Origin of the sequence: Methylobacterium sp. PvR107 (assembly GCF_017833295.1) — a bacterium.
Taxonomy (GTDB): domain Bacteria; phylum Pseudomonadota; class Alphaproteobacteria; order Rhizobiales; family Beijerinckiaceae; genus Methylobacterium.
The window spans coordinates 651,281-675,646 of record NZ_JAFIBW010000001.1 but is presented as its reverse complement, the minus strand read 5'-3'; the positions used below and the strand labels follow the sequence as shown (position 1 = coordinate 675,646).

The 24,366-nt window shown below is 70.1% G+C and carries 28 protein-coding genes; 17 read left to right on the top strand and 11 right to left on the bottom strand.

Going from position 1 to position 24,366, the window contains the following annotated elements:
* Positions 1 to 209 precede the first annotated feature (209 nt).
* From JOE48_RS03005 to JOE48_RS02985, 5 genes are all read left to right on the top strand, one after another.
* Entirely contained in the window at positions 210 to 485 is a 276-nt protein-coding gene (locus tag JOE48_RS03005; RefSeq protein ID WP_210027252.1) for a hypothetical protein, read from the top strand.
* A 450-nt stretch (positions 486 to 935) separates the two neighbouring features.
* The gene (locus JOE48_RS03000; protein ID WP_192710351.1) at positions 936 to 1,118 is read left to right on the top strand and encodes a hypothetical protein; all 183 of its coding nucleotides are present in this window, start codon (positions 936 to 938) and stop codon (positions 1,116 to 1,118) included.
* A gap of 284 nt (positions 1,119 to 1,402) precedes the next feature.
* Complete coding sequence (locus JOE48_RS02995) at positions 1,403 to 1,645, top strand: PilZ domain-containing protein (RefSeq protein WP_312893051.1); 243 nt, start codon at positions 1,403 to 1,405, stop codon at positions 1,643 to 1,645.
* Between the two features lie 121 nt (positions 1,646 to 1,766).
* Complete coding sequence (locus JOE48_RS02990) at positions 1,767 to 1,946, top strand: hypothetical protein (RefSeq protein WP_210027248.1); 180 nt, start codon at positions 1,767 to 1,769, stop codon at positions 1,944 to 1,946.
* Positions 1,947 to 2,011: 65 nt separating this feature from the next.
* Positions 2,012 to 2,263 carry a hypothetical protein gene (locus JOE48_RS02985; protein ID WP_210027246.1) on the top strand — a complete coding sequence of 84 codons (252 nt, stop codon included), beginning with the start codon at positions 2,012 to 2,014 and terminating at the stop codon, positions 2,261 to 2,263.
* Between the two features lie 411 nt (positions 2,264 to 2,674).
* Here the strand turns inward: JOE48_RS02985 and JOE48_RS02980 are convergent, their stop codons facing one another.
* Positions 2,675 to 2,866, bottom strand: a complete 192-nt coding sequence (locus tag JOE48_RS02980) for a hypothetical protein (RefSeq protein ID WP_210027244.1) — start codon at positions 2,864 to 2,866, stop codon at positions 2,675 to 2,677.
* Positions 2,867 to 2,986: 120 nt separating this feature from the next.
* Between JOE48_RS02980 and JOE48_RS02975 the strand changes: the two genes are divergently transcribed.
* The 3 genes from JOE48_RS02975 to JOE48_RS02965 all read left to right on the top strand — a co-directional run bounded on the left by JOE48_RS02975 (position 2,987) and on the right by JOE48_RS02965 (position 4,055).
* Entirely contained in the window at positions 2,987 to 3,181 is a 195-nt protein-coding gene (locus JOE48_RS02975; protein ID WP_210027242.1) for a hypothetical protein, read from the top strand.
* 88 nt (positions 3,182 to 3,269) lie between these two features.
* On the top strand, positions 3,270 to 3,746 hold the full coding sequence (locus JOE48_RS02970) for a phasin (RefSeq protein WP_210027240.1): 477 nt from the start codon (positions 3,270 to 3,272) through the stop codon (positions 3,744 to 3,746).
* 90 nt (positions 3,747 to 3,836) lie between these two features.
* Entirely contained in the window at positions 3,837 to 4,055 is a 219-nt protein-coding gene (locus JOE48_RS02965; RefSeq protein ID WP_245252697.1) for a hypothetical protein, read from the top strand.
* 91 nt (positions 4,056 to 4,146) lie between these two features.
* Here JOE48_RS02965 and JOE48_RS02960 read toward each other — a convergent pair whose 3' ends face one another.
* A complete protein-coding gene (locus JOE48_RS02960; RefSeq protein WP_210027230.1) occupies positions 4,147 to 4,404 on the bottom strand; it encodes a hypothetical protein in 258 nt (85 codons plus the stop codon).
* A gap of 410 nt (positions 4,405 to 4,814) precedes the next feature.
* Between JOE48_RS02960 and JOE48_RS02955 the strand changes: the two genes are divergently transcribed.
* On the top strand, positions 4,815 to 5,042 hold the full coding sequence (locus tag JOE48_RS02955) for a hypothetical protein (protein WP_210027229.1): 228 nt from the start codon (positions 4,815 to 4,817) through the stop codon (positions 5,040 to 5,042).
* 426 nt (positions 5,043 to 5,468) lie between these two features.
* Here JOE48_RS02955 and JOE48_RS02950 read toward each other — a convergent pair whose 3' ends face one another.
* Together JOE48_RS02950 and JOE48_RS02945 are read right to left on the bottom strand one after the other, a co-directional pair.
* Positions 5,469 to 5,717 carry a hypothetical protein gene (locus tag JOE48_RS02950; protein ID WP_210027226.1) on the bottom strand — a complete coding sequence of 83 codons (249 nt, stop codon included), beginning with the start codon at positions 5,715 to 5,717 and terminating at the stop codon, positions 5,469 to 5,471.
* Between the two features lie 80 nt (positions 5,718 to 5,797).
* Entirely contained in the window at positions 5,798 to 6,805 is a 1,008-nt protein-coding gene (locus tag JOE48_RS02945; RefSeq protein WP_210027224.1) for a hypothetical protein, read from the bottom strand.
* A 184-nt stretch (positions 6,806 to 6,989) separates the two neighbouring features.
* On the opposite strand from JOE48_RS02945, the gene JOE48_RS02940 reads away from it, so the two are divergent.
* The 4 genes from JOE48_RS02940 to JOE48_RS02925 all read left to right on the top strand — a co-directional run bounded on the left by JOE48_RS02940 (position 6,990) and on the right by JOE48_RS02925 (position 10,693).
* Positions 6,990 to 8,957, top strand: a complete 1,968-nt coding sequence (locus tag JOE48_RS02940) for a hypothetical protein (protein WP_312893050.1) — start codon at positions 6,990 to 6,992, stop codon at positions 8,955 to 8,957.
* Between the two features lie 85 nt (positions 8,958 to 9,042).
* Positions 9,043 to 9,312 carry a hypothetical protein gene (locus tag JOE48_RS02935; RefSeq protein WP_210027222.1) on the top strand — a complete coding sequence of 90 codons (270 nt, stop codon included), beginning with the start codon at positions 9,043 to 9,045 and terminating at the stop codon, positions 9,310 to 9,312.
* A gap of 107 nt (positions 9,313 to 9,419) precedes the next feature.
* A complete protein-coding gene (locus JOE48_RS02930) occupies positions 9,420 to 9,626 on the top strand; it encodes a hypothetical protein (protein ID WP_210027220.1) in 207 nt (68 codons plus the stop codon).
* Between the two features lie 356 nt (positions 9,627 to 9,982).
* Complete coding sequence (locus tag JOE48_RS02925) at positions 9,983 to 10,693, top strand: YidB family protein (RefSeq protein WP_210027218.1); 711 nt, start codon at positions 9,983 to 9,985, stop codon at positions 10,691 to 10,693.
* A gap of 682 nt (positions 10,694 to 11,375) precedes the next feature.
* Here JOE48_RS02925 and fabF read toward each other — a convergent pair.
* The 4 genes from fabF to fabD all read right to left on the bottom strand — a co-directional run bounded on the left by fabF (position 11,376) and on the right by fabD (position 15,090).
* Complete coding sequence (fabF, locus tag JOE48_RS02920) at positions 11,376 to 12,635, bottom strand: beta-ketoacyl-ACP synthase II (RefSeq protein WP_210027209.1); 1,260 nt, start codon at positions 12,633 to 12,635, stop codon at positions 11,376 to 11,378.
* A gap of 195 nt (positions 12,636 to 12,830) precedes the next feature.
* Complete coding sequence (locus tag JOE48_RS02915; protein ID WP_007559070.1) at positions 12,831 to 13,070, bottom strand: acyl carrier protein; 240 nt, start codon at positions 13,068 to 13,070, stop codon at positions 12,831 to 12,833.
* A gap of 319 nt (positions 13,071 to 13,389) precedes the next feature.
* Positions 13,390 to 14,127, bottom strand: coding sequence for a 3-oxoacyl-[acyl-carrier-protein] reductase (fabG, locus tag JOE48_RS02910; protein ID WP_210027201.1), 738 nt, complete (start codon positions 14,125 to 14,127; stop codon positions 13,390 to 13,392).
* Positions 14,128 to 14,145: 18 nt separating this feature from the next.
* Positions 14,146 to 15,090 (bottom strand): ACP S-malonyltransferase, encoded by a 945-nt coding sequence (fabD, locus tag JOE48_RS02905; RefSeq protein WP_210027199.1) that lies wholly within the window; start codon positions 15,088 to 15,090, stop codon positions 14,146 to 14,148.
* A 476-nt stretch (positions 15,091 to 15,566) separates the two neighbouring features.
* Between fabD and rpoZ the strand changes: the two genes are divergently transcribed.
* From rpoZ to JOE48_RS02890, 3 genes are all read left to right on the top strand, one after another.
* Positions 15,567 to 15,977 (top strand): DNA-directed RNA polymerase subunit omega, encoded by a 411-nt coding sequence (gene rpoZ / locus JOE48_RS02900; RefSeq protein WP_007559067.1) that lies wholly within the window; start codon positions 15,567 to 15,569, stop codon positions 15,975 to 15,977.
* Positions 15,978 to 16,182: 205 nt separating this feature from the next.
* A complete protein-coding gene (locus tag JOE48_RS02895; protein ID WP_210035532.1) occupies positions 16,183 to 18,432 on the top strand; it encodes a RelA/SpoT family protein in 2,250 nt (749 codons plus the stop codon).
* A 351-nt stretch (positions 18,433 to 18,783) separates the two neighbouring features.
* Complete coding sequence (locus JOE48_RS02890; protein WP_210027197.1) at positions 18,784 to 19,425, top strand: NYN domain-containing protein; 642 nt, start codon at positions 18,784 to 18,786, stop codon at positions 19,423 to 19,425.
* Positions 19,426 to 19,429: 4 nt separating this feature from the next.
* Here JOE48_RS02890 and JOE48_RS02885 read toward each other — a convergent pair whose 3' ends face one another.
* The 3 genes from JOE48_RS02885 to dapA all read right to left on the bottom strand — a co-directional run bounded on the left by JOE48_RS02885 (position 19,430) and on the right by dapA (position 21,652).
* Positions 19,430 to 19,999 (bottom strand): peroxiredoxin, encoded by a 570-nt coding sequence (locus JOE48_RS02885; protein WP_210027194.1) that lies wholly within the window; start codon positions 19,997 to 19,999, stop codon positions 19,430 to 19,432.
* A 264-nt stretch (positions 20,000 to 20,263) separates the two neighbouring features.
* A complete protein-coding gene (gene smpB / locus JOE48_RS02880) occupies positions 20,264 to 20,737 on the bottom strand; it encodes an SsrA-binding protein SmpB (protein WP_020095208.1) in 474 nt (157 codons plus the stop codon).
* 15 nt (positions 20,738 to 20,752) lie between these two features.
* On the bottom strand, positions 20,753 to 21,652 hold the full coding sequence (gene dapA / locus JOE48_RS02875; RefSeq protein WP_210027192.1) for a 4-hydroxy-tetrahydrodipicolinate synthase: 900 nt from the start codon (positions 21,650 to 21,652) through the stop codon (positions 20,753 to 20,755).
* A 200-nt stretch (positions 21,653 to 21,852) separates the two neighbouring features.
* On the opposite strand from dapA, the gene JOE48_RS02870 reads away from it, so the two are divergent.
* Positions 21,853 to 24,192 (top strand): transglycosylase SLT domain-containing protein, encoded by a 2,340-nt coding sequence (locus tag JOE48_RS02870; RefSeq protein WP_210027190.1) that lies wholly within the window; start codon positions 21,853 to 21,855, stop codon positions 24,190 to 24,192.
* The last annotated feature ends 174 nt before the right edge of the window (positions 24,193 to 24,366 follow it).

Below are 24,366 nucleotides of genomic sequence, written 5' to 3'. Positions count from 1 at the left end.
AAGGATGCGCCGGGGGACCGCATCGGAAACGCGCGTCGGCGCATTCCGCAGCCGCGCACCCGATCGCGATCAGGACTTTGACGCGCCTGCTTCGTTGCCGCAGCGCCACACTTGTCCGAGACATCGCGCGACACGGACAAGCTGCCTTACTCTGCACAAAGCTGCTGCGCACGTCGGAGCCCGAGGACGCGAACCGAGGGATCCGCACCATGAAGCGAGAGCAGACGATGACGAGTACGGTGGTGCCATTCCCGGCGCATATCGCACCCGCCGTGGCGGACGAGGAGACGGCGTCGATCATCGCCGTGCTGCAGGATCAGCTGGCGCTCGCCCGCGAAGGCCGCCTGCGCTCGGTGGCGGTGGTCTCCGTCGCGGCGGATGGCGAGGCGATCGGGACGCATTGGTCGTGCAAGAGTTCCGACATCAGCAGCCTCATCGGCAAATTGACGGTCCTGACTCACGACCTGATGGCCGCCCGGAAGTGACCGGTCGGGCCTGAGCCCCACGGGCCTTCGGGCACCGCACAGAGACTACGGCGTTCCCGCGGGCCGGTCCGCTCTCGGACGGGCTAGGAGTGCGTGAGATGAGACGCGTTCGGATGCCTGCTCTGCTGGCCGCTGCCGCGTGGCCGGGCGGGCCCGCAGCGGCCGAAAGTGCCAAAGGGCGTCCGCGTGTTTGCTGATTGTCCGCGACGGGGCAGCCGCTTCTCCGGACCGACAACCCTGGCGGCACAACCGGCAGGAGCTTCGCGCCCGGATCAGATCTCAGCGGCGCATCGACGTTTCGTTCCGCCATGCAGAACAGAATAGCGTCTTGTTCCCCGCTTCCTCGTCTGTCATCTTTCGATGACGGATGAGCTTAAATAAATCGCGCCGGTTGCACACATCCGCACAAGAGCCCTGAAGGGCCGCGAGACCGGCTGAAGAGGAAGCGTCATGTCTCGGTCCATCTATCTTGCCATCGCCCTTGTCGTGTGCGGGGCTGCCGTCACGCTCTTCGCCTTCCTGCGTGCGCCCCGGTCCAAGGACTTTGCCGGCTGGGATGTCGCGTTCATGAGCGGGATCGGCGCGGTCGCCCTCGGCTTTCTGACCACCCTTGTCGAAGTGATCACCGGATAGGTCGGCCGCGGCCGCCTGGTGCGGACGGATACGCGTCCTGCGCGCCGCCGCCGGGCCTCCCGTCCGGCTGCGGCGCGCCTTCGTATTTGCCCGCTGAATATCCCAAAACCCGAGAATAGAACCCTTAATTCACAGCGCGATCACGATAATGAAAATTCGACGCATTTTAAAAACCGTGCCTGAACGCGGGTAGCCGATCCTACCGCCTGGATTTCTATGAGGCGGCAATGTTCGAACGACGCAGCGCTTCGCGCACGTTGCTGAATGAGACCGGCAGCATTTCGGTGGACGAACATCGAAGCCTGCCCTGCATCGTCTACGACCGGTCGGTCGGAGGCGTGCGCGTCGCGCTTCCCGAGGCCGAGATCGTCCCGGACAGCTTCGTGCTCAGCATCGATGCGAGCCGCGAGATCCTCGTGTGCAGTGCCGTCTGGCGGAAAGCGGAGGAAATCGGCGCGACCGCGAGCGGCGTCGCGTCCCTGAATCCGGGCCGGCCGGCCTCCCTGGAAGCCCTGCAGCCGGCCTGAACGAGGCGACAGCCCCGGCCCTTCGCGAGACGACGGGCACCTTCGCGCCGGCCGATCGTTCACGATCGGGCCGCACCGACCGACAGGCGGTGGCGCGCCAGGGATACGCCGGGGACGCCTCATGCCGGATCCGAAAGCTTCGAACGCGGGCGAGATGCCCGTACCCGATTTGCCGCACGGCCTGCCGATGCCGCCCAATACCGGCGACATGCCGCCTCCGCGACTCCCGCCCGCGCCCGAGGATCATCCGGTGTCGCGCGATGAGCCGGCGCCCGAGATCGACGAGGTGCCGGGCCTCTGAGGCGCCCCGCTCCCAAGCCGAAGCCCCGGTTGTGTGCGAGGCGCCGGCGGGCCTAAGCTGCGGGAATGCGATGGTCCGCGGCCTTCCTCGCCTGTTTCGGCTGGCTATCCACGGCGCGCGCTGCGGAGCCGTCACTCAGCATCGAGCGGCTCACAGCGGACGGCTGGGAGATCGCCGGCTATGCCGGGACCTTGGACAATCGCTCCTCCCTGATCCTGTTTCGCAGGAAGGATCGGACGTATCTCGTCCAATGCTCGATCCTGTACGACGTGACGCGTAGTCCACGCGTGATCACCAATTGCTATGAGCTGCACTGAAAGTTTCGGGAGGAACTGGGTCGGTTTCACGCGTGGGGGTGAACTTCCCCGTCGGTCAGTCGTTGGCATCGGACCGCGCACGACGGATCAATTCATGAAACCCGCGACCCTTCTGCTCTCCGCGGCCTTAACCGTCCTCGCGGCCGCTCCCACGCGGGCACAGGTGACGACCGGTGGCGCCGGCAATACCGGCGTGCGGGCGCCGGCCACGACCGGCGGGGTGGCGGCCGGGACGGTCGGCTCAGAGCGCGCGGGCGAACCGAGCGACGGCGCGGCGGCGGCGCAAGGCAACGCCACGGTGCCGGGTACCACGCCGGGGGCAATGATCGGTGGCACTCCGACAAGTGGCCCTCCAGGCACGGGCGGCGCGGCCGGCGGGCCGGCGCTGGGGAACCGGTAGGAGCGCAGCCCTCACTCCCAATCGATGTTCAGGGATCGCTCGAAGGCGGCCGCAGACATCTCCTTGCCCTTCGGATCGGCGACCGTGATCTCGCGGAAGCCGCGCCGGGCAAGCTCCCAGGTCTTCTCCATGGCCTGCTCATCGGTTCCGCAGGCGAAGGTCATGACGCGCCCGGACGGATCGATCCCCTTGACGGTGAACACAACACTCTCCTCACTCTCCCGGCCCCATATAGCGCCGCAGCGGCGTTCCTGCTCATGCCGAATCGACAAGGCCGGGACCCCGAGGGCCGTCCCCGCGTTGACGGGACAAGGGGAGCCGGGATGACGACCGCGCACCAGCCAGCGACGCCAGATCCCGGCGCCGGACAGAAGGGTCCGGGACAGGACGAATCCGGTGCCTCCGCTCCGAATGCCGAGGACAAGCCTGTGCCGATCACCGACGAGGATCCGGATGTCGGCCTGTCCCAGAAGGGCAGCGGTGAGGACGCCGTTGTGCGCCGCGAAACCGAGGTCTGATCAGATCCGGCCATGCCTGGACGCAGCGGCTTGTGCGGTGCACAAATAGACTGGCCGTGCCTGCCACGCGGCCTGAAGGAGACCAATCATGGCGAATATCCCAAGCTACGAGGTCCCACCACAGTTGCGCGACTTGGCCGAGAGTAGCCTTGAGCAGGCTCGGAAGGCCTTTGGAAGCTTCATCGGAGCCGCACGGCGCACCACCGACACCCTACAGGGCTCGGCCGATCTCGCCCGCAGTAGCACGCAGAACATGTATGCTCGCGGCCTGGACTACGCCGAGCAGAACGTCCGCGCCGCTCTGGATCTCGGGCAGAAGCTCGCGGCTGCGCGCTCGCTCCCCGAGGCGGCACAGATCCAGGCCGCGTACGTGCGCGAGCGGTTCGCCGCCATGCAGGCGCAGGCCAAGGAGCTGGGGGGCCTCGCACAGGGCGCGTTGCAGCAGGGTGCGGAGCGGGCTCGGGCGGCGGTGCAACAAGGAGCCGACGAGTCCAGCAAGGCCGTCGAGCAAGTCCAGGATGCGGCTCAGGACGCGGCGGACGAGGCGCAAAAGGCCGCACACTGAGTGCATCGGGAAGGAAGGCCGGCGTCGCACCTGAGCGCCGCCGGCCGGATCGCAGCGGAGTCGCGGATGATCTATGGGGAGGTAGGCCGCTTGGCGGATGAAAGCCTGCGGCTGAGCCTGCGACAGGCCGAGATCGCCATTCTCCTCGTGACAGCGGCCCAGTATGCCTGGTGGGATCTGTACCTAGACCTGTACCACGCGGCCGGGACCGGTCTCAGCGCCGAGCTGGACCAGCGGGCGCGGACGCGGCGGCTGATCCGACGGGGCGTGTCACCAACGGCGGCTGCACAGGAATTGCACATCGTCTGATCGTCCGCGGTGCGAAATTCGACGCGCCACGAGGACGATCCCGGCCGATCCGATGCGGGGCTTCAGAGCGATCCCGGATCGGCAGCGGGCGTCAGCGCAAAGCCTCGGCGGAGGCCTGAACCATCGGCCGGTCGACCATCGACACGGTCCGGCTGCCGCCGTTCGTCGGCGCCGCCACAGGCTGCGGTGTCGTCGTCAGGTCGCCGACCGGGTGCGCCTGCTGCGTGGCCCGGGCCTGCTCCCGGTAAAGCGGCGGCGTCAGGTGGAGGGGACCTTCGGCAGCGGCGGGGCCTGTGAGGACGGCGGTCGCGGTGAGCGCGGCCGACGCGAGGATGAGGATCGTGCGCATGGTGCGTTTCCGTTTCGATCGCGGCCCCAATCGCGGGCTGCGATGGGAGACCGTATGAGAGCACGGATTTGTGCGACGCGGCATGATAATGACGCAATGCAACATAACACTGGATCGGCATGGTAATGCAGTGTTCGAGGTGTGTACGCAGGCGCCTCCTGATCGGGAACACTGATCGCGTCATGCATTCAGCGCAAATGAAATAAACTTCCACCGATGAACTCTCAAAGTAAAATTGAGACGCAGGCGCATTTAATTTTCGAACTCGGCCCGGGTGGCGCGTTTGCCGGCCATGATGCGGCTGTCGCTGCCTCGTGAGGTGGTGACACGAATCGGCAACACCTTCGCCAAAGCCGCGTCACACGGGCGCGTTAGAGCCCCCCGACCGACGAAGCTTTCGGAGCGAGAGCATGACGCCCGCCGATCTCGACAAGCGCGCCGAGCTGACCGTCTGGCCGAAGCGCGCTCCTGGCCATTCCGCGGAAGGGCACCCGTTCGAAACCTTGCGCGAAGCCCTGGCTGCCGCAGCCCGGGTGATTGAGTCAGAGGATGCGCAGCCCTGGATCATCACGGAGGCGGGCGACATCCTCTCCCCCCGCTGGATCCGCGCGAACACGCTCTCGCGCCCGCTGCAATAGGGCATCGCACAGAAGGGGTTGTGGCGGCCGGCCCGCTCAGCAGCCGATGCAGATGTCGTGCACCACGCGCTCGCGTCGCGGTCCGGTACGCTGGTTTGGAAGTTGGCCGTCGGTGGACGGGAAACCGCTGCCGAGAGCCCGGAGCCGCCGTCGGCCTCCGGTGAGGTCGGCCTGGACAGCGACCGGTGGAGCCCCAAGTCCGGGAGGCGTGGCGGGGGTGCTATTGGCCATGCCGGGATCCGGCAGCGTCAGCGCCATACCCGGGGCGGGGGGAGCTGGCGCGAATTCGCCCGCTCGGGCCGCTGCAGACGCGAGGGCGAAGGCCGCGAGGAAGAGCCGGCTCAGCGGACGCATCACGCACTCTCCTGGCTCAGACGGTGGTGCGAGGGCCGGCGCACCCGCACCAGCCCATGTGATCGAGAAGCCTCAGTAGGCCCGGCCGTAGAAGGGCTGCGACACCGGACGGTAACGGTCGCTCACTGGCCACGTGTAGGGTTGATCCTTGCCAGTGCGCAGGGCGGATCGGAACTTCGGCTCAGCGAAACCGATCCCGTGAAGGCCCGCCGCATGCCCGGCGCCGTGGGCCTTGGGACCAGCCTCGCGGGCGAGGGCCGCACCTGAGACACCCACAACGAGTGCGGCCGCGAGAGAGACGCGGCTCAGAATGACGTTCATCTCTGCCTCCTGTCCCGGCCGAGGTGCCGGAGCAGAATGAACCGCGGCGGCAGAGCCGCGGTTCCGCGCAGCGCCACGGATCAGAACGTGCCGGCGCCGCCGAGGCAGGCTTCTGCCAAGGGGCCGCTGCACAGGTCGCTGGTACGGGCTGGGGCGGCGGCCGCGCCGCCGCCGATGCCGGCGCCGCTTGCCCCACCGCCCGCCCGGGCCGCCGCGGTCGGCGGGACGAGATTTCGGGCTGCCGTCACGCCCGACCCCGCGGCGATCCCGGCGCCGCCCGAACCGCCCCCGACAGTCGCCGTCGCCGCGGGCGACGCCGCGGCACCTGTGCTGAGGTTCGCGGCAAGACCGGTCCCGCCGCCGACCCCGGAAGATCCGAAGGTCAGGCCCGTGGCGGAATCGAGGGCAGCGCCGGTGGCCTTGTTGCTCGCGGTCCCGACCGTGCTCCCGGCCGTTCCGGATACAGGAGCAGACATCGAGGTCGCGGTCGTGCTGAGGCTCGCGGCAATCCCGGCCCCGTTCCCGGATCCGGATGTCCCGAGCGACGAGGCCACCGTCGAGGCCGCGGTGGCGTTGGTGTTCAGGCTCGTGGCGATGGCTGATCCGCCACCCAGACCGATCGTGCCGGAAGTGGACGACAGGGCGCTGCCCGAGATCGAGCCCAGGGCTGCGCTCGACGAGGTGCTGAAGCCGCTCCGTGTCCCGGTGGCGCCGATCGTGCTGCTGGTCCCGAGCACGCCGAGCGTCGACCCGGTGACGCCAGCCCCTCCGGTGCTTCCGGATCCCGAGAGGCCAAGCTGGTTGCCGCCCAGACCCGTGCCGCCGGGCGCTCGGATGCCGCCGCCGCCACCGCCGCCACCGCCGAGGCTGAGCTGACCGGCATTCACCAAGCCCCCGGACTGCGCCGAAAGGACCGGGAAGGGACTGGTGGTACTGCCACCGCCGAGGCTGAGCTGTCCGGGATTGGCGATCGCCGTGGTCGGCTCGAGCGCGGCCGAGCTGGGCACGGTCGCGGTGGCCGACAGGCTCTGGGCCGCAGCGGGAAGAGCGGACGGCAGCAGCAGCGCGATGGAGAGGATGGCCCGCATGACGATCTCCGCAGGAGGCATGTGAGAGGCCAACGGTACCGATTCCGAGGGAGTTCCGGCGGCGCGCCGACGCGGGCCGGGTCCGTGGAGGCTCGCCCGCGATGTTTGGGATGAAGGCGAACGGCCTTCATGCTGCCGGAAAGGCGGTGTCGTCTCCGGAGCGGATCCGCCAGAACCTGCAATCGTGCCGTTGCCCGAAACCTTCGCCCCAGGCTTGCGTCGCGCCGGCTGGCTCGCCGGCCTGCCGGCGCTCGGGCTGATCTGGGCGAGCGCGACGCTTTATGCCGCCCCGCAGATCGCCGACCGGCTCGAGGCGGAGGGCGCGACGGTCGCAGCTGGCACGGCCAACGCCACCGGCGAGCCCTGGCTGCGCCTGGAGGCACGGGGCCGCGATCTCATGGCGGCGGGGGAGGCGCCGGATGTCGGCGAGCGCGAGACCGTCCTGTCCCGCCTCGCCGCGCTCGACGGCCCCCACCGGATCGTCTCAGAGGTCGGGATCGTCGAGACGGCCGCGCCGTTCCAATGGGCGGCGATCCGCAGCGGGCCGAACCGGATCGCCCTGGAAGGCAGCCGCCCCGTGGAGCTCGGCCGGCGGGCGCTGGAGGCGCGGGTCTCCGGCGCGTTGAGCCCTGGCACCACACTCGACGACACGGCCCGGGCGGCGCGCGGCGCGCCGCCGGATTTCCCGAGCGCGGCGGCGTTCCTGGCAGCGCGGCTCTCCGGGCTCGCCCAGGGCGGCCGGGCGGCGCTCAGCGACACCGTGCTCAGCCTCTCGGGCGAGGCCCTGGACATGCCCGCCTACGAGGCGCTGCGGGCGTCCTTGTCCGATCCGCCGGCGGGGTTCAGCATCGGGCGGATCGAGATCGTGCCCCCGGTGGTGCCGGATTATCGCTTTGTCGTGGAGAAGACGGCCCGCGGCATCGCCCTCGACGGGTTCGCGTCCACCGCCTCCGACCGCGAGGCCGCGCTGCGTGCCGCCACCGAGGCCGCCGCGGGCGGAACCGTCGACGATCATCTCCAGGCCGCCCGGGGTCTCGACCCGGCGATCGACCCGAAGAGCCTGATCGGCTTCGCGTTCCGCCTCGCCGACCTGATCCAGTCCGGCCGCGTCTCCTTCGCGGGCGGGGCGATCTCGATCATGGGCGATGCCATCGACGGGCAGGCGATCCCCGACGCGGAGGCGCTGATGCGCGACGCCCGCCCCGCCGGGATCAAGGCCGGCCCGGTCTCGCTGACGGCGCGGCCCCTCTCACCCTACCGGGTGGTGATCCGGCGAACAGCGGACGCGGTCACGCTCACCGGCCACCTGCCCGATACGGCCACACGGGAGCGGGTGCTCGATGCCCTGCGGCCGCGCCTGTTCCGGGAGCCGGTCATCGACCGTACGCGCCTCGCCGAGGGTGCGCCGCCGGATCTCGGCGCGGCTTTGGCCGCCGCCGTCCCCCTGGTGGCAAGCCTCGCCTCCGGCGAGATCGCCGTCTCGGACCGCGCCCTCACGCTCACCGGCGAGAGCCTCTACCGCGAGAATGCCGGCCGCGCGCCCGAACGGCTGGCCGAGGCGTTGCCACCCGGCTGGACCGGACGGGCAGCGGTGTCCGCCCGCCAGGCGCCGGAGCGGCGCGATCCCGAGACCTGCCGCGCGGACTTCGCCGCCGCTGTGACGGGGGCGGACCTCCGTTTCTCGGCGGGCAGCCCCGTGCTGGCGCCGTCCTTCTATCCCACGCTCGATGCGTTGGCGACCGTCGCCAAGGCGTGCCCGTTGTTGCGCATCACAGTCTCGGGCACCGCCGACCCGGCCAAGCCCAAGGCGCCGACCCCGCCTCCCGGGGAGGAGCCTCGTGCGGACGCCGTCGAGCCGGCCCGCGTCGCCAGCGCCGCCAAGCCGGACCTGGCCGCCAAGCCGACGTCCCAGGATGCGGCCAAGACCACCGCCAAGCCCCCCAAGGGTCCGGCCGGGAAAGAGGCGGCCCAGTCCGGCAAGCCGGCTGCGAAGAAGCCCGCCGAGACCTCCGACGAGCCACCGCCGGATCTGCCGCGGCTGCGGGCGCAGGCCGTGGTCGAGTATCTGCTGCAGGCCGGAGCGCGGCCCGAGCAGGTGAGCGTCGGGCCGGACGGGCCGGCCGGGCCCGTCGCCTTCGTGCTGCTGCCGTGAGCGCCGTCCGATCCGCCCTGCGCCCGCCCGCCGGGCTGCGCCCACCTGCGCGAGAGTTCCGCGCCCCGAGGGAGGCCGGACGGCCGTGACGCTCCTGCTTGCCGTATTCTGGCCCGGGCTCGCCGGGGCGGCCGCGCTCGGCCTCGTGGTCGGGGCGCTGGCGGGCTGGCCGGATTGGTACGCCGTGCCCCTCGGCCTCTGGGTGCTGGCGGGGCTCGTGGCGGCGGCGGCGCTGGCCGGGTTCGTGCCCGGCATGGCCGGCCTCTGGCTGGAGGGGGCCGCCCTGGTCCTGCCGCCGTATCTCGCCGGCTGCGCCCTCGGGGCCCTGGCGCGGCGCCTGGCTGCCCGGGGCTGATCGCCGCCGCACCGGCTGCGGCGGGTCGGGAACCGTCGCGCCCCCGTTGGGCGTTGCTTCGGCATGACGGGCGCGTGACGCCCACCCCGAACCAGACGAGACCCGCCATGTCCCGGACCGATCGGAGCCTGAACCCGACGAAGCGCCGCTACGCCGTCCGCCTGCCGCGCCCCCGCGCCGGCGCCGCCGCCACCGGCCTGTTCCTCGCCGCCCTGGCGCTCTCCGCCGCGACGGTGCCGCTGGTCGAGCCCGCGGACGCGAATACCGCCCACGGTACCGCGCAGGCGACCCTCACCGCACCGGCCGCCCGCTGAGCGGCGGCGTGCTGTCGGCGACAGGCTGTCAGAACAGAAACTGGCGCATCGCCCGCTCGCCGATCGCGTACGCTCCGTTCCGTCGCTCCAGAGCGCCGCAGGCGAGCCCGGACCTGAAGGGACACGCCGGAGGCGGGCAACCCAGAGCCGCCGTCAGGGCCGAGGCTTGGCGGCCCGGCAAGTCTGGATCCCGGGCGCCGCAGCGCGTCCCCGGGATGACGGCTCGGACGCGATGTCGGCCCGGCTCTCGCTCGGACAATGCTAGAGCGATCCCGCCGGTTCGGCGACGGAGGCAACCTGCACCCGCCCCCGGGGGTTGTTCGCCCGGGCCGATGCGGAGCCCGGGGGAGACGCAGATGGGACTGCTCGAATCGGCGATCGGCGGCGTGCTCGGTCAGGTGTTCGGCGGGCAGAGGCAGGGCTCCGCCGGGATGTCGCCCCTGGTGAAGGCTCTGCTGATGCTGCTCCTCGCGAAGGGCGCGAGCGGCGGCTTCGGCGACATCTTTGGCCGCGGTCGGCAGGGCGAGCCCGGCCCCGAGGCCGACCGCTCAGGCGGCGCCGGACCCTACGGGCGCGATCCCGGCCAGAATCCCGCCGATGCCGGCGGGCGCCGGCCCGACGACAACGGCGATATCGGCGGCTGGGACCAGTATGGCGGCCGCCGCGACAGAGGTCCGGAGCGCAACGCCGACCCGTCCCTGCCGCCCGGCGATTTTTCGGACCTGTCCGGCATGCTCGATGGCCCCGGCGGCGCCCCGGCCCCGAGCCGCGCCGCCCCGGACGACCAGGGCGATCTCGGTGGCCTCGACGGGCTGGTCGATCGTTTCCGCCAGGGCGGCCTCGGCGACGTGATCGAGTCCTGGATCGGCCACGGCGCCAACCGCCCGGTGGCCCCGGACCAACTCGCCCGGGCGCTCGGCCCCGACACGGTAGATACTCTCCAAAGCCAGACCGGGATGGACCGCGAGACGCTTCTCTCGCAATTGGCCCAGGCGCTGCCGGAGGTGGTGCACACACTCACGCCGCAGGGGCGGGTGCCGGGGGCGGATGAGCGGCGCGGGTGGTAGGAGATCGCCGTAAAAAAAAATGCCGCGCGGCGAGCCGACTATCCCAACTTCGACCTCATCCTGAGGTGCCCGAGCGCAGCGGAGGCCTCGAAGGAGACCTCCAGAACGCACCGCGATCCCTGGGCCCTCCTCCGAGACTGCTGCGCAGCACCGCAAGATGAGGGCAAGGGTTAGAGACCCCTATGATGAGCTTGGGACGCTCAGGCCGAACTGCGCCAAGGGGCCAAGCCGGGTCGCTTGTGAAACGTTGCGATCTCGGCTCGCGCTAGCACTCCGAAAGTGGTGCTCGCGCTTACGGCGTAGGGGCAACTTTCGTGGGAGATGCAGCGGCAGGGCTATTGGAACTAACCGGATCCATCAGAACCAACATAAGGCTGCGCATGCTACCGGGATTCGTTATTGTCGGTCAGCATTTTGAAATCCTATATAGAATTTTTGTATGCTGAACATTGAGCCCTCGAACAAAGCCATTGACCGCAGCAAAAAATATTCGGGGCGTATTTCCCGGACAAATGTTCAGCAGAAGCTGGATGCTACAGATGTGGCAATCTCGAAAATACCCTCTCCCACGACAGCTAAAGAAGCACTGAGGTCTGCAAAAGAATTCGGTCCAGCGTCAATACTACTTACCGGTCGAATCGCTCAACTCAGTGGTATTAAGCACCCAAATTAAGGGGATTGTTTAAACCCGCCGCATCACCAAGCTGGCATTCGTCCCACCAAACCCGAACGAGTTTGACAGCACGACATCCACCAACTTCCGCTTCGCCTCGAACGGCACCAGATCGATATTCGTCTGCACCGACGGATTATCGAGGTTGAGCGTCGGCGGGATCACGCCGTCGCGCAGGACGAGGATCGAAAAGATCGCCTCGACCGAGCCGGCCGCACCCAGCAGGTGGCCCACCGAGCTCTTGGTCGACGACATGGTGGCGTTCGCGGCTGCGTCGCCCAGGAGGCGCTCCACGGCCTTCAGCTCCAGTTCGTCGCCCATGGGGGTCGAGGTGCCGTGGGCGTTGATGTAGCCGATCTCGGACGGGGAGATCCCCGCCCGCTTCACCGCCGCGCTCATGCAGCGGAAGGCGCCGTCGCCGTCCGGGGAGGGGGAGGTGATGTGGTAGGCGTCGCCCGAGAGACCGTAGCCGACCACCTCGGCGTAGATCTTCGCGCCGCGGGCCTTGGCGTGCTCGTATTCCTCAAGCACCACGATGCCGGCGCCCTCGCCCATGAGGAAGCCGTCGCGGTCGCGGTCGTAGGGGCGGGAGGCCTTCTCGGGCGAGTCGTTGAAGCCCGTGGTCAGCGCCCGACAGGCCGAGAAGCCCGCGATCGACAGGCGGTTGACCGGTGATTCGGCCCCGCCCGCCACCATCACGTCGGCGTCGCCGAGCCCGATCAGGCGGCTCGCGTCGCCGATAGCGTGGGCGCCGGTGGAGCAGGCCGTGACCACGGCGTTGTTCGGACCCTTCAGGCCGTACGCGATCGAGACCTGGCCGGAGGCGAGGTTGATGATCCGGCCCGGGATGAAGAACGGCGAGATCCGGCGCGGGCCCTTCTCGTGCAGGGTCACGGAGGCGTCGTAGATGCCGCCGATGCCGCCGATGCCGGAGCCGATCAGCACGCCGGTGGCGCACTGGTCCTCGTGGCTCTTGGGAAGCCAGCCGGCATCCTTCAGCGCCTCGTCGGCCGCCGCCATCGCGTAGACGATGAACGGATCGACCTTGCGCTGCTCCTTGGGCTCCATCACTGCGTCGGGGTTGAAGGTGCCGTCGGTGCCGTCGCCGAAGGGGACCTGCGCGGCGATCCGGCAGGGCAGGTCGGCGGATTCGAAGCCGCGGATCGGGCCGGCGCCGCTGTCGCCCGCGATCAGCCGGCTCCAGGTGTGCTCGACCCCGCTGCCCAGCGGCGTGACCATCCCCAGACCCGTGACCACCACCCGCCGCATCGCACTCGTCCCGTCTTGCAGCGCTTCCCCGCCGCCGGCAGGCGGCCCCCGCGGGGCCGGAGCGCACCGTCTATAACTGCCGAAGGCGGATTCGGTCCCTGGGGGACCGGTCACGCCTCCGGGCCTTCAAACGCGTAACGGCGCGGGGGCTGTTCCGCCTCGCCCGCGCCGCATGAAACGAAAAGCCCCGGCGCCTCAGGCGGCGGAATTCTTCTCCAGGAACTTCACGGCGTCGCCGACCGTCTGGATCGTCTCGGCCGCGTCGTCCGGAATCTCGACGTTGAATTCTTCCTCGAAGGCCATGACCAGCTCGACCGTGTCGAGGCTGTCGGCACCGAGGTCGTCGATGAAGTTGGCGCTCTCGACCACCTTCTCGGGCTCCACGCCCAGGTGCTCGACGACGATCTTCTTCACGCGCTCAGCGATATCGCTCATCGGTCTTCCGTCCTCGTCCTTCTGGTCTGTCAGACTTCTTGGGGTGGTGCCGTGGCCGCGTCGCGCCCCTGCGGGCTTGTTGACGGGCCGGTGTTCGATCGCGCGTGCTTCGAGGTGATCCGGCGCGTTGAGCCGGCATGGCCCCGCCGGGAGGCCTTGGACTGAAAACCCGCTGAACCGTCAACCCCCTGTGCGGCTGCGGGGGTTGGTAGCACAGGGTTCCAGCCCTGGCGAGGGGCCGTTCAGAAACCCTTCATGGGTGTGGCGTTTGCGTGCCGGACGGGGTGATTCGCTCAGCGCCAGGACCAGTATAAAGGTCCTAGTACATCGCCATTCCGCCGTTCACGTGCAGCGTGTGACCGGTGACGTACCCGGCCTCCGCAGAAGCAAGGTAGACGCACGCCGCGGCCACTTCCGCGCCCTCGCCGAGGCGCCCGGCGGGCACGCGGGCCAGGATGCCCTCGCGCTGCTTCTCATTCAGGGCGTCGGTCATCGGCGAGTTGATGAAGCCCGGCGCGATGCAGTTGACGGTGATCCCGCGGGAGGCGACTTCCGCGGCCAGGGCCTTGGTCATGCCCACGAGGCCGGCCTTGGCGGCCGCGTAGTTGCCCTGGCCAGGATTGCCGGTGCTGCCGACCACCGAGCCGATATTGACGATCCGCCCGGAGCGACGGCGCATCATGCCCTTCACGGCGGCGCGCGACAGCCGGAAAGCAGCGGTGAGGTTGACGGCGAGCACCTGCTCCCACTCCTCGTCCTTCATCCGCATGAACAGGTTGTCGCGCGTGATGCCGGCATTGTTGACCAAGATGTCGAGAGGGCCGATCGCCGCCTCGGCGGCCGGCACAAGCCCCTCGACCGAGTCCTTGTCGGAGAGGTCGGCGGCCACGGGGCTCGCGCGCTCGCCGAGCTCGGCGGCCAACGCTTCCAGGGCCTCCAGCCGGGTGCCGGAGAGCGCCACGGTCGCGCCCTGCGCGTGCAGTGCCCGGGCCATCGCCTGGCCGAGACCGCCGGTCGCGCCGGTGACGAGGGCCTTGCGGCCGGTGAGATCGAACATGCCGGGATCCTGCCGTGATTAGAGCGCGAAGGCCGCGATGTCCGCGGGCGTACCGATCGCGGTGGCCGAGGCCTGCGGGGCGATACGCTTGACGAGGCCGGTGAGCACCTTGCCGGCGCCGAGTTCGTGGAAGCGGTCGACGCCGGAGGCCGCCATGGCGGCGACGCTCTCGCGCCAACGCACCGTGCCGGTGACCTGCTCGACCAGCGCCGTCCGGATCGCCTCCGGATCGGAGACCGGGGCGGCCGCCACGTTGGCGTAGAGGGCGACCCGCGGCGCCGTCAGGGTCACGGCGGCCAGCGCCCGGGCCATGGCCTCGGCGGCGGGCGCCATGAGGCGGCAATGGAACGGGGCCGAGACGTTGAGCATCACGGCGCGCTTGATGCCGCGGCCGGTGGCGATGCCGATGGCGCGCTCCACGGCCGGCCGGTCGCCCGAGAGCACCACCTGACCGCCGCCATTGTCGTTGGCGACGTCGCAGACCGCGCCGCCCCCGGCCTCCTGGGCGGCCGCCTCGGCAACCGCGCGGGCGGCTTCGAGATCGGTGCCGATCAGGGCCGCCATGGCGCCCGCGCCGGGCGCCACGGCCTCCTGCATGGCCTCGCCGCGCAGGCGCAGGAGCTTGGCCGCGTCGGTGACGGTGAGGCTGCCGGCCGCCGCCAGGGCCGCGTATTCGCCGAGGGAGTGCCCGGCCACGCACGACACGTCGCGCGCGAGGTCGAGGCCGCGCTCGGCCTCCAGCACGCGCAGGACCGCGAGGCTCGCCGCCATCAGGGCCGGCTGGGCATTGGTGGTGAGGGTCAGGTCCTCGACCGGCCCCTCGAACATCAGCCGCGACAGGTTCTGGCCGAGGGCGGCATCGACCTCGTCGAGCACGGCCTTCGCCTGCGGGAAGGCCGCGGCGAGGTCCCGCGCCATGCCGACCGCCTGACTGCCCTGGCCGGGAAAGATGAATGCGCGCATCGTGAATCCCGATGGCCGGCACCGGCCCGCGCGAACGCCGCCCGTGTCGGCCGAAACTCTGGAATGGGCCGCGCACTCGCACCCGCGGCGGCGGGTTGTCAACAATGCGCCGCAGCATGGCGCCGCTCGGCGCCTCCGAGCCGACGCAGCGGAACGCGGTCCCGGCTCACGCGGCCGCTCACATCCGCCTTGTCATCCCGGGGCCCCGGAGCGGAGAAGGGGATCCCGACCCGCCAACGTGCCACGACATCGCGCCGCCGGTCGCTGTCGGTCGCCCGCCTCCGACGTGCCCCTTCGGGTCCGGCTTCGCCTGCGCGCGCCGGAACGACGGGGTGCCGCGCTCGGCCCGCCTCCGGTGCGGGCCCGGCAGACGCGCGCCCTGCGCAACCCGCTGTGCTTGTTGCACAACGGCATCCGGTGTAAGACGGCGTCATACCTGACAGCATCCGTCGCTCAAGCCCAAGGAGCCGCCCCGCATGGCGCGCGTCACCGTCGAAGACTGCATCGAGAAGGTCGAGAACCGCTTCGAGCTCGTCCTGCTCGCGAGCCACCGGGCGCGCCTCCTCGCCGCCGGTGCCCCCCTCACCATCGACCGCGACCGCGACAAGAACCCCGTCGTGGCCCTCCGCGAGATCGGCGACGAGACGATCACGGCGGACGACCTGAAGGAGCAGCTGATCCATTCGATGCAGAAATACGTCGAGGTGGACGAGCCGGAGGCCGAGACCGTGCCGCTGCTGTCGAGCTCGCCGGCCGCCGCCGCGGTGGCGCCGCAGTCTTCCAGCGACGATTCGGCGGTCCAGTTCGACCGCATGAGCGAGGAAGACCTCCTGCGCGGCCTCGAGAACCTTGCCCCGCCGGTCGAGACCGACGACGAGGGCGAGTGAGCCTGTCTCCGTGGGCCTGGATGCGCACGACCTGACCGAGACCGGACCCGGCGGAGACGCCGGGTTCTCTCGTTCCAAGGCCGATACAACGGCGAATGGTGCTTTACCGTCGCCGGGGGCTGGCGCCGGCGCGACGGTTGCGGAACAATCGCGCGTGATCCCGACCCCGCGCACGACCCAGGACGCGCCGGCCCCGTCCCGGCGGATGATGCGCCAGTACGAGCTGGTCGAGCGGGTCAAGCGCTACAATCCGGCCGCCGACGAAGCGCTGCTCAACCGCGCCTACGTGTACGCCATGCAGGCGCACGGCACGCAGAAGCGCGCCTCGGGCGATCCGTTCTTCGCCCATCCCCTCGAGGTCGCGGCGATCCTCACGGATCTCCACCTCGACGATGCCACCATCGTGGCCGCGGTCCTGCACGATACCGTCGAGGATACCGAGGCGACGCTGGAGGAGATCCGCCGGCTGTTCGGGCCGGAGATCGGTGCGCTCGTCGATGGGCTGACCAAGCTCAAGCGCCTCGATCTCGTCTCGAAGCAGGCGGCGCAGGGCGAGAATTTCCGCAAGCTGCTGCTCGCGGTGGCGGCGGATGTCCGCGTGCTGCTGGTCAAGCTCGCCGACCGCCTGCACAACATGCGCACCCTCCAGCACATGCGGGAGGACAAGCGCCACCGCATCGCGCAGGAGACGCTGGACATCTACGCGCCGCTTGCCGGCCGCATGGGCATGCAGGAGCTGCGCGAGGAGCTGGAGGATCTGGCCTTCCGCAACATCGAGCCGGAGGTCTACGCCACCATCACCCAGCGCCTGACGCGGCTCACGGCCAAGTCCGAGAGCGTGGTCGGGACGATCGCGCAGGTGCTCACCGAGAAACTGGGCGCGCAGGGCATTACCGCCGAGGTGAGCGGCCGGCAGAAGCGGCCGTTCTCGATCTGGTCGAAGATGGAGCGCAAGTCGGTCGCCTTCGAGCAGCTCTCCGACATCTTCGGCTTCCGCGTGGTCGTCGACACCGTACAGGACTGCTACGCGGCACTCGGCATCGTCCACACCAGCTGGCCGATGGTCCCGGGCCGCTACAAGGACTACATCTCGACGCCGAAGCAGAACGATTACCGCTCGATCCACACCACGGTGATCGGGCCGAAGAGCCAGCGCGTCGAGCTGCAGATCCGCACCCGCGCCATGGACGACATCGCCGAATACGGCATCGCAGCCCACGCCCACTACAAGGAGCTCGGCAAGGACCTGAGCCGCCGCGAGGGCGAGGGCAGTGTCCACCCGAAGCTGGCGGCCGAGAGCGGCGCCTACCAATGGTTGCGCCGGACCATCGAGTTGCTTGCCGAGGGCGACAGCCCGGAGGAGTTCCTGGAGCATACCAAGCTGGAGCTGTTCCAGGACCAGGTGTTCTGCTTCACCCCGAAGGGTCGGCTGATCGCATTGCCGCGGGGCGCAACCCCCATCGACTTCGCCTACGCGGTTCATACCGATGTCGGCAACACGGCGGTCGGCGCCAAGATCAACGGGCGGATGGCGCCGCTGCTGCACGAACTCGCCAACGGCGACGAGGTCGAGATCAGCCGCTCCGACGGGGCCTCGCCCCCGGCGGCCTGGGAATCCCTGGTGGTAACCGGCAAGGCCCGGGCGGCGATCCGGCGTGCGACCCGGGCGGCCGTGCGCCGGCAATATGCCGGGCTCGGGCGCCAGATCCTGGACCGGGCCTTCGAGCGTGCGGCCAAGACCTTCTCGGAGGATAAGCTCCGGGGCGCCCTGCCACGGCTCGCCCGCGCCACAACCGAGGACGTGTTCGCGGCCGTGGGCCGTGGCGAGATGTTCTCGGGCGACGTGGTCCGGGCCGTCTATCCCGACCATCGCGACGAGCGCCGGCCCTCCGCCGCGCAGGGGGCCGCCAGCGGCGCCGGCCGCCTCGTCCGCTCGGCCGACCAGACCATGCGGCTCACCTTTCCGGGCGCCGAGGGCAAGGAGGGCACCGGGGACCGGAGCGACGCGATCCCGATCCGCGGCCTCACGGGCGACCTGCCGGTGACCTTCGCGCCGAATGGCGGCGCGGTCCCCGGAGACCGCATCGTCGGCATCCTGACGCCTGGAATCGGCGTCACCGTCTACCCGATCCAGTCGGCGGCGCTCGCCGCCTTCGACAACGAGCCGGAGCGCTGGCTCGACGTTCGCTGGGATACGGAGGCGCTGGGCGGGGAGCGCTTCCCCGGGCGCCTCGCGCTCAAGTCGATCAACGAGCCGGGCGTGTTCGCCCAGATCGCTCAGGTCATCGCCGACCACGACGGCAACATCGACAACATCTCGATGAAGCGGCGCACGCAGGACTTCACCGACATCACCATCGACCTGTCGGTCTGGGACCTGCAGCATCTCAACGCGATCATCGCGGAGCTGCGCGGCAAGCGTCCGGTCAACAGCGTGGAGCGCGTGAACGGCTGAGGTTCCCCGGCAGGTGGCATGACCTCAGGTTTAAGAGCAAGGCCTCGGTAAATTGTCCCACCATTGTCGCGGACATCGTCGTGACGCTCCAATGTGGCGGTCTCTCTCGGAAGTGTCGATCTTCACAGCCGAACTTCTTCAGCTCTGCTTGACACTGGCGCATTTGGAACGAATGGTCCGCCTGCCGGGGCGGCGGTCATGCGGAGTGGGACCGTGCTTTTCGCCTCGGATTGCAGACCAATCGACAATCCATCGCGGCGATCCGTCCCCGGCCTGCCGATCGGACGGAGCTTGTCCGTTTCATCTGACGATTTTCCGTCGTCCCATATTTTTCTAGGACTCGACCTGTCCATGCCCGTGAACCAGCGCAGCGCCGTCTTTATTGACGGCGCAAATCTCTACGCCACCACCAAGGCCCTCGGCTTCGATATCGACTACAAGAAGCTCCTGAAGGAATTCCAGTCCCGGGAGAACCTTCTCCGCGCCTTCTATTACACCGCGATGATCGAGGATCAGGAATACTCCTCGATCCGCCCGCTCATCGATTGGCTCGACTACAACGGATACCGTGTCGTGACCAAGCCCGTGAAGGAATTCACGGATTCGATGGGGCGGCGGAAGTACAAGGGCAACATGGATATCGAGCTGGCGATCGACGCCCTCGAACTCAGCCAGCACATCGACCACATGATCCTGTTCTCCGGCGACGGCGATTTCCGCTCTCTCGTCGAGGCGATGCAGCGGCGCGGCGTCAAGGTGACGGTGATCTCCACCATCCAGACCCAGCCGTCGATGATCTCCGACGAGTTGCGGCGCCAAGCCGACGAGTTCGTCGACCTCGCGACCCTGGCGGGCCGGATCGGACGCGAGCCCAGCGAGCGTCCGGCCCGGCCGCCCGGCGAGGCTCCGAGCCGTTACCGCGGGGAGGGCCGGACGAATCCGGGCCTGGAAAACCGCTACGGCATCCGTCAGCCGGACGCCGAGGAGGAGTAGCGCCTCAGGCGCCCGCTCCGGCGAGCCAGTCGAGAACCTGCCGGGCGCTCCGGTCTGGCGGGAAGACCGGATAGAACAGCTGGCTCACCACGCCGTCGTCGATCACCAGGGTGAGGCGGCGCAGAAGCACCTGACCGCCGGCCTCGAAGACCGGCAGGCGCGCCGCCATCGCGAAGGCCCGGTGGGGGTCGGCGAGGAGCGGGAAGGGCAGACGCAGACGTTCGGCCGCCGCGCGCTGGTAGGCGCTCGTCTGGGTCGAGAGGCCGAAGACCTGGGCGACGCCCCGCGCCGTCAGGTCGGCGTGGTGATCGCGGAAATCGCAGGCCTGCGGCGTGCAGCCCCGGGCGCCGGGGATCGCGTCCCAGTCGGGTGTCAGGCCGGGCTGTCCCGGCTCGCCGGTACGCGGATAGGCGTAGGCCACAGTGCGGCCGGTCAGCCGCGCAAGCGAGATTGTGCGACCATCCGTGGCGGTGAGCGCCACGTCGGGCAGGTGCATCCCGCGGAGATGGTCGGCTGCGCCGTCGTCAACCGGGACGGGCAGGTCGTCGGGCAGGACGTCGTGGGTGGATGGCATGGGTCGCTCCGCAGAACCGCTGGCTCGGGGCGCCGCACCGGCCGATCGGGATCTTGAGACATCGCGCGGTCGGCGCCAAGGCGATCGCATCCCCGTCTCCGAAGCACCCTCTGCCGCGGACTTCGGAACTGTCGTTTTCGCGAGCGAAGCGCGGCAATCCAGCGTCCCGCGCCAGCGGACGTGGCGCGGCCCTGGGTCACCTCGCTGCGCCCGCGACGACGGCGCGGAAGCCGCCTCCGCAAGGCGGCCTGCTCGCTCTGGAACCTAGCCCCGGTCCCGCAGCAGCCGTGCCCGGTCGCGCTGCCAGTCGCGCTCCTTGACCGCCTCGCGCTTGTCGTGGGCCTGCTTGCCTTTCCCCAGGCCCAGCTCGACCTTCGCGCGCCCCTTGTCGTTGAAGTAGATCTTCAGCGGTACCACCGTGTAGCCCTGGCGCTGGGTCGCGCCGATCAGCTTGTTGATCTGGCGGCGGTGCAGCAACAGGCGGCGCGGGCGCTTGGTGTCGTGGTTGAAGCGGTTCGCCTCCAGGTATTCCGGGATGTAGGCGTTGAACAGCATCAGGTCGTTGCCGGAGGGGCCCGCATAGGCCTCGCCGATCGTGGCCTTGCCGCCGCGCAGGGACTTCACCTCGGTGCCGGTCAGCGCGATGCCGGCCTCGAGCGTGTCCTCGATCGTGTAGTGATAGCGCGCGGCGCGGTTGTCGGCGACGATGCGCCGACTGGGCTCCGGTTTCGGGGCCATGATGCGTGACTTCCCTCAGTCGACCAGCAGGCCGGCGTGGCGCAGGGCGTCGTCCACGATCCGCTTCGTGGGCTCGGTCACCGGCACCAGCGGCAGGCGCAGCTCGTCGGTCATGTGGCCGAGGCGTGACAGCGCGTACTTCACCGGCGCCGGGTTGGCCTCGGCGAACAGACCCGTCTGGAGGGGGAACAGCTTGTCCTGGAGGGTCAGCGCCTTGGCGTAGTCGCCCGAGAGCGTCGCCTCCTGCAGGTCGGCGCAGAGGCGCGGCGCGACGTTCGCCACCACCGAGATGCAACCGTGGCCGCCCTGGGCATTGTAGCCGAGCGCCGTCGCATCTTCGCCCGAAAGTTGGAGGAACTTCTCCCCCATGGCCTGACGCTGCTGGCTGACGCGATCGATCTTGGCGGTCGCGTCCTTCACGCCGGCGATGTTCTTCAGTTCGAAGAGCCGGGCCATCGTCTCGACGCTCATGTCGACGACGGAGCGTGGCGGGATGTTGTAGATGATGATCGGAATGCCGACCGCATCGTTGACGGCCTTGAAGTGGGCGTAGAGGCCCGCCTGCGTCGGCTTGTTGTAGTACGGCGTCACCACGAGGACGGCGTCGGCGCCCGCGCGCTCGGCGTGTTGCGCACGCTCGACCGCCTCGGCGGTGGAGTTGGAGCCCGCGCCCGCCACGACCGGCACGCGCCCGCCCGCCTCGTCGATGCAGGCCTCGACCACCCGGTCGTGCTCGGAATGGGTCAGGGTCGGGCTCTCGCCGGTTGTGCCGGTGGGCACGAGCCCGTGGCTGCCCTGCTCGATCTGCCAGCGCACGAACTTTCGGAACGCCGCCTCGTCGAAGGCCCCGTCGCGGAAGGGCGTCACAAGCGCGGTGAGCGAGCCCCGCAGGCGGCTCCCGGTCATCTCGGTCATCTCAGGCGTCCCAAAGGGTCCCAGCTGGGATCTCGGCGGTCTCGGCGCCGCGCGTGGCCCGCATCGTACGGGCACGGACCGGCAGACATAGGCGGTCGCGTCACGGCGCGCAAACAGATCGTGGCGACGGTTAACGCGATCTTAATGGTGACGGCCCGATCCTCGACCTTTCCCGCTCCAGTGATCAGTAGGGGGGAATCGTGATCCGACCCGCGGCCTCGTCTCCGGCCTCGAAGCGCACGTCCCTCACCGCCGCCGCGCTCATCGCCACGGTCGGCGTCGCGCTGGCCGGTCAGGTCGGCCAAGCCGGCACCGACGCGCCCGCCATGCCGCCGGCCTCGCAGCCGACGCCGCCGGCGAGCGACGCCGCCCTCTCGACCGCCCAGGTTCGCGGCGCGCAGGCCGCAAAGGCCAGCGACCCGGTCGCGGCCGACGCTCTCAGGCTCGACCCGGTCCATGCCTCCGGGAGCGACGACAAGGGCGAGGAGCCCGCCCGGACGCTGCCCGCCGCGGCCTCGGCCTACGCCTCCGCGGACCCCGACGCCCCCGTGGCCTTCCCGCTTCCGGACGCCGCCGTCACCCCGCCGGCCCCAGTGCCCGAGGTGCCCGATCCGGCGCGGCCCAAAATTTCCGGCGACACCGACCCGACGCTGCTGCGCGGCGCCATCGACCTCTACCGCAAAGGCCGGGTCGCCGACGGCGACCGGATGCGCGACGGCTTCACCGACCCGGCCGCGAAGGCGCTGCTCGAATGGGTGGCGATCCGCGCGGGCGCCGGGATCGGCTTCAACCGCACGATCGCCTTCGTCCGGGCCAATCCGGACTGGCCGGCCGGCCCGCTGCTGCGCCGCCGGGCTGAGGAGGCGCTGCTCTCCGAGCGGAAATCCCCCGCGACGGTCCGGGCCTTCTTCGCCACGGCGAAGCCGTCGAGCGCGCCGGGCAAGTTCGCCCTGGCGCTGGCTTTGCGCGCCGACGGCTGCGAGGCCGACGCCGCCGAGATGGTCCGCGACCTCTGGCGCACCGAGAGCTTCGGCCGCAGCCTCGAGGCCAAGGTGCTCGATGCCTTCCCGGACGCGCTCACACGGGTCGACCACCGCTACCGGATGGAGCGGGCGCTCCTGAAGGACGATTGGGAGAGCGCCGGCCGGGCGGCCGGCTACGCGGGCGGCGCCTATGCCAGCCTCGTGCGCGCCCGCCGGGCCGTCGAGGACAAGTCCTCCGGCGCCGCGGCCGCGCTCGCCGCGGTGCCGCCGTCGCTGCGCAGCGACGCGTCCTACATCTTCTCCCGGGCGCAGTACTTCCGCCGGGCCGACAAGCCCGAGGCCGCCGCCGCAATGCTCGCCACAGCGCCGAGCAACCCGGACGTGCTGGTCGACGGCGACGAGTGGTGGATCGAGCGCCGGATCGTGGCGCGCAAGCTTCTCGACCTCGGCGACGCCAAGACCGCCTACGCGGTCGCGAGCCAGCAGGCGGCGCGCACGCCAGAGAAGCGGATCGAGGCCGAGTTCCATGCCGGCTGGATCGCCCTGCGCTTCGCCGGCAATCCGGCCGCCGCCGCGCAGCATTTCGCGCAGGTGGCGGCGATCGCCGAGAGCCCGATCTCGGTGGCGCGGGCCGCCTACTGGCAGGGCCGGGCAGCCGAGGCGCTCGGCCAGTCGGAGGAGGCGAAGCGCTTCTACGAGCGCGCGGCCCTGCAGCCGATCGCCTATTATGGCCAGGTGGCGCGGGCCCGGCTCGGCCAGACCAGCCTGCCCCTGCGGGCACCCGCCGATCTCGAGGGCGCGGAGCGTCAGGCCTTCGATGGGCGGCTCTCCATCCGCGCCCTGCGCCTGCTCGGCGAGGCCGGGATCAAGGAGCTGGCGCTGCCGCTCTACATCGACGCCGCCCGGGATCTCACCGACCCGCGCGAGCTCCAGGCGCTCGGCGATCTCGCCACCGACATGAAGGATCCCCGCGCCCTGGTGGCGATCGGCAAGCTCGCGGTGCAGCGCGGCCTGCCGCTCGACGCCCACGCCTACCCGACGATCGGAATTCCGAATTACGAGACCTTCACGGCGGTGCCGCAGGTGGAGCGGGCCATGGTCTACGCCATCGCCCGACAGGAGAGCCAGTTCGATCCGCGGGCGCAGTCGGGCGTCGGCGCGCGCGGGCTGATGCAGATGATGCCGGCCACCGCCCAGCGCACCGCCCGCCGGGTCTCGGCTGCGTTCGACGTCGAGCGTCTGACCAGCGACCCCGCCTATTGCGCCAAGCTCGGCCAAGCCCATCTCGGCGAGCTGATGGAGGATTGGCGCGGCTCCTACGTGCTGGCCTTCGCCTCCTACAACGCCGGCGGCGGCAACGTGAAGAAGTGGATTGACGCCTACGGTGACCCGCGCAAGGGCGATGTCGACGTGATCGACTGGGTGGAGCGCATCCCCTTCACGGAGACGCGCAACTACGTGCAGCGCGTGATGGAGAACCTGCAGGTCTACCGGTCGCGGCTCGACAGCCGCAGCGCCTTGCTGATCGAAGGCGACCTCCATCGCGGGGCGCGGTAGGACGCCGCTTCGGGTAACCGTCTCTCCCCGCGGATCTGGGCCGCGTTCGTCCTTCCGAGGCGCCGCAGGCGAGCCCGGAACCCAGAAACGCCGCTGGGCCAAGACGTGAAAGGTCGGCAGTTCCGGATCCCGGGTTCCGCTGCGCGGCCCCGGAATAACGGAGTGACCGTGAAG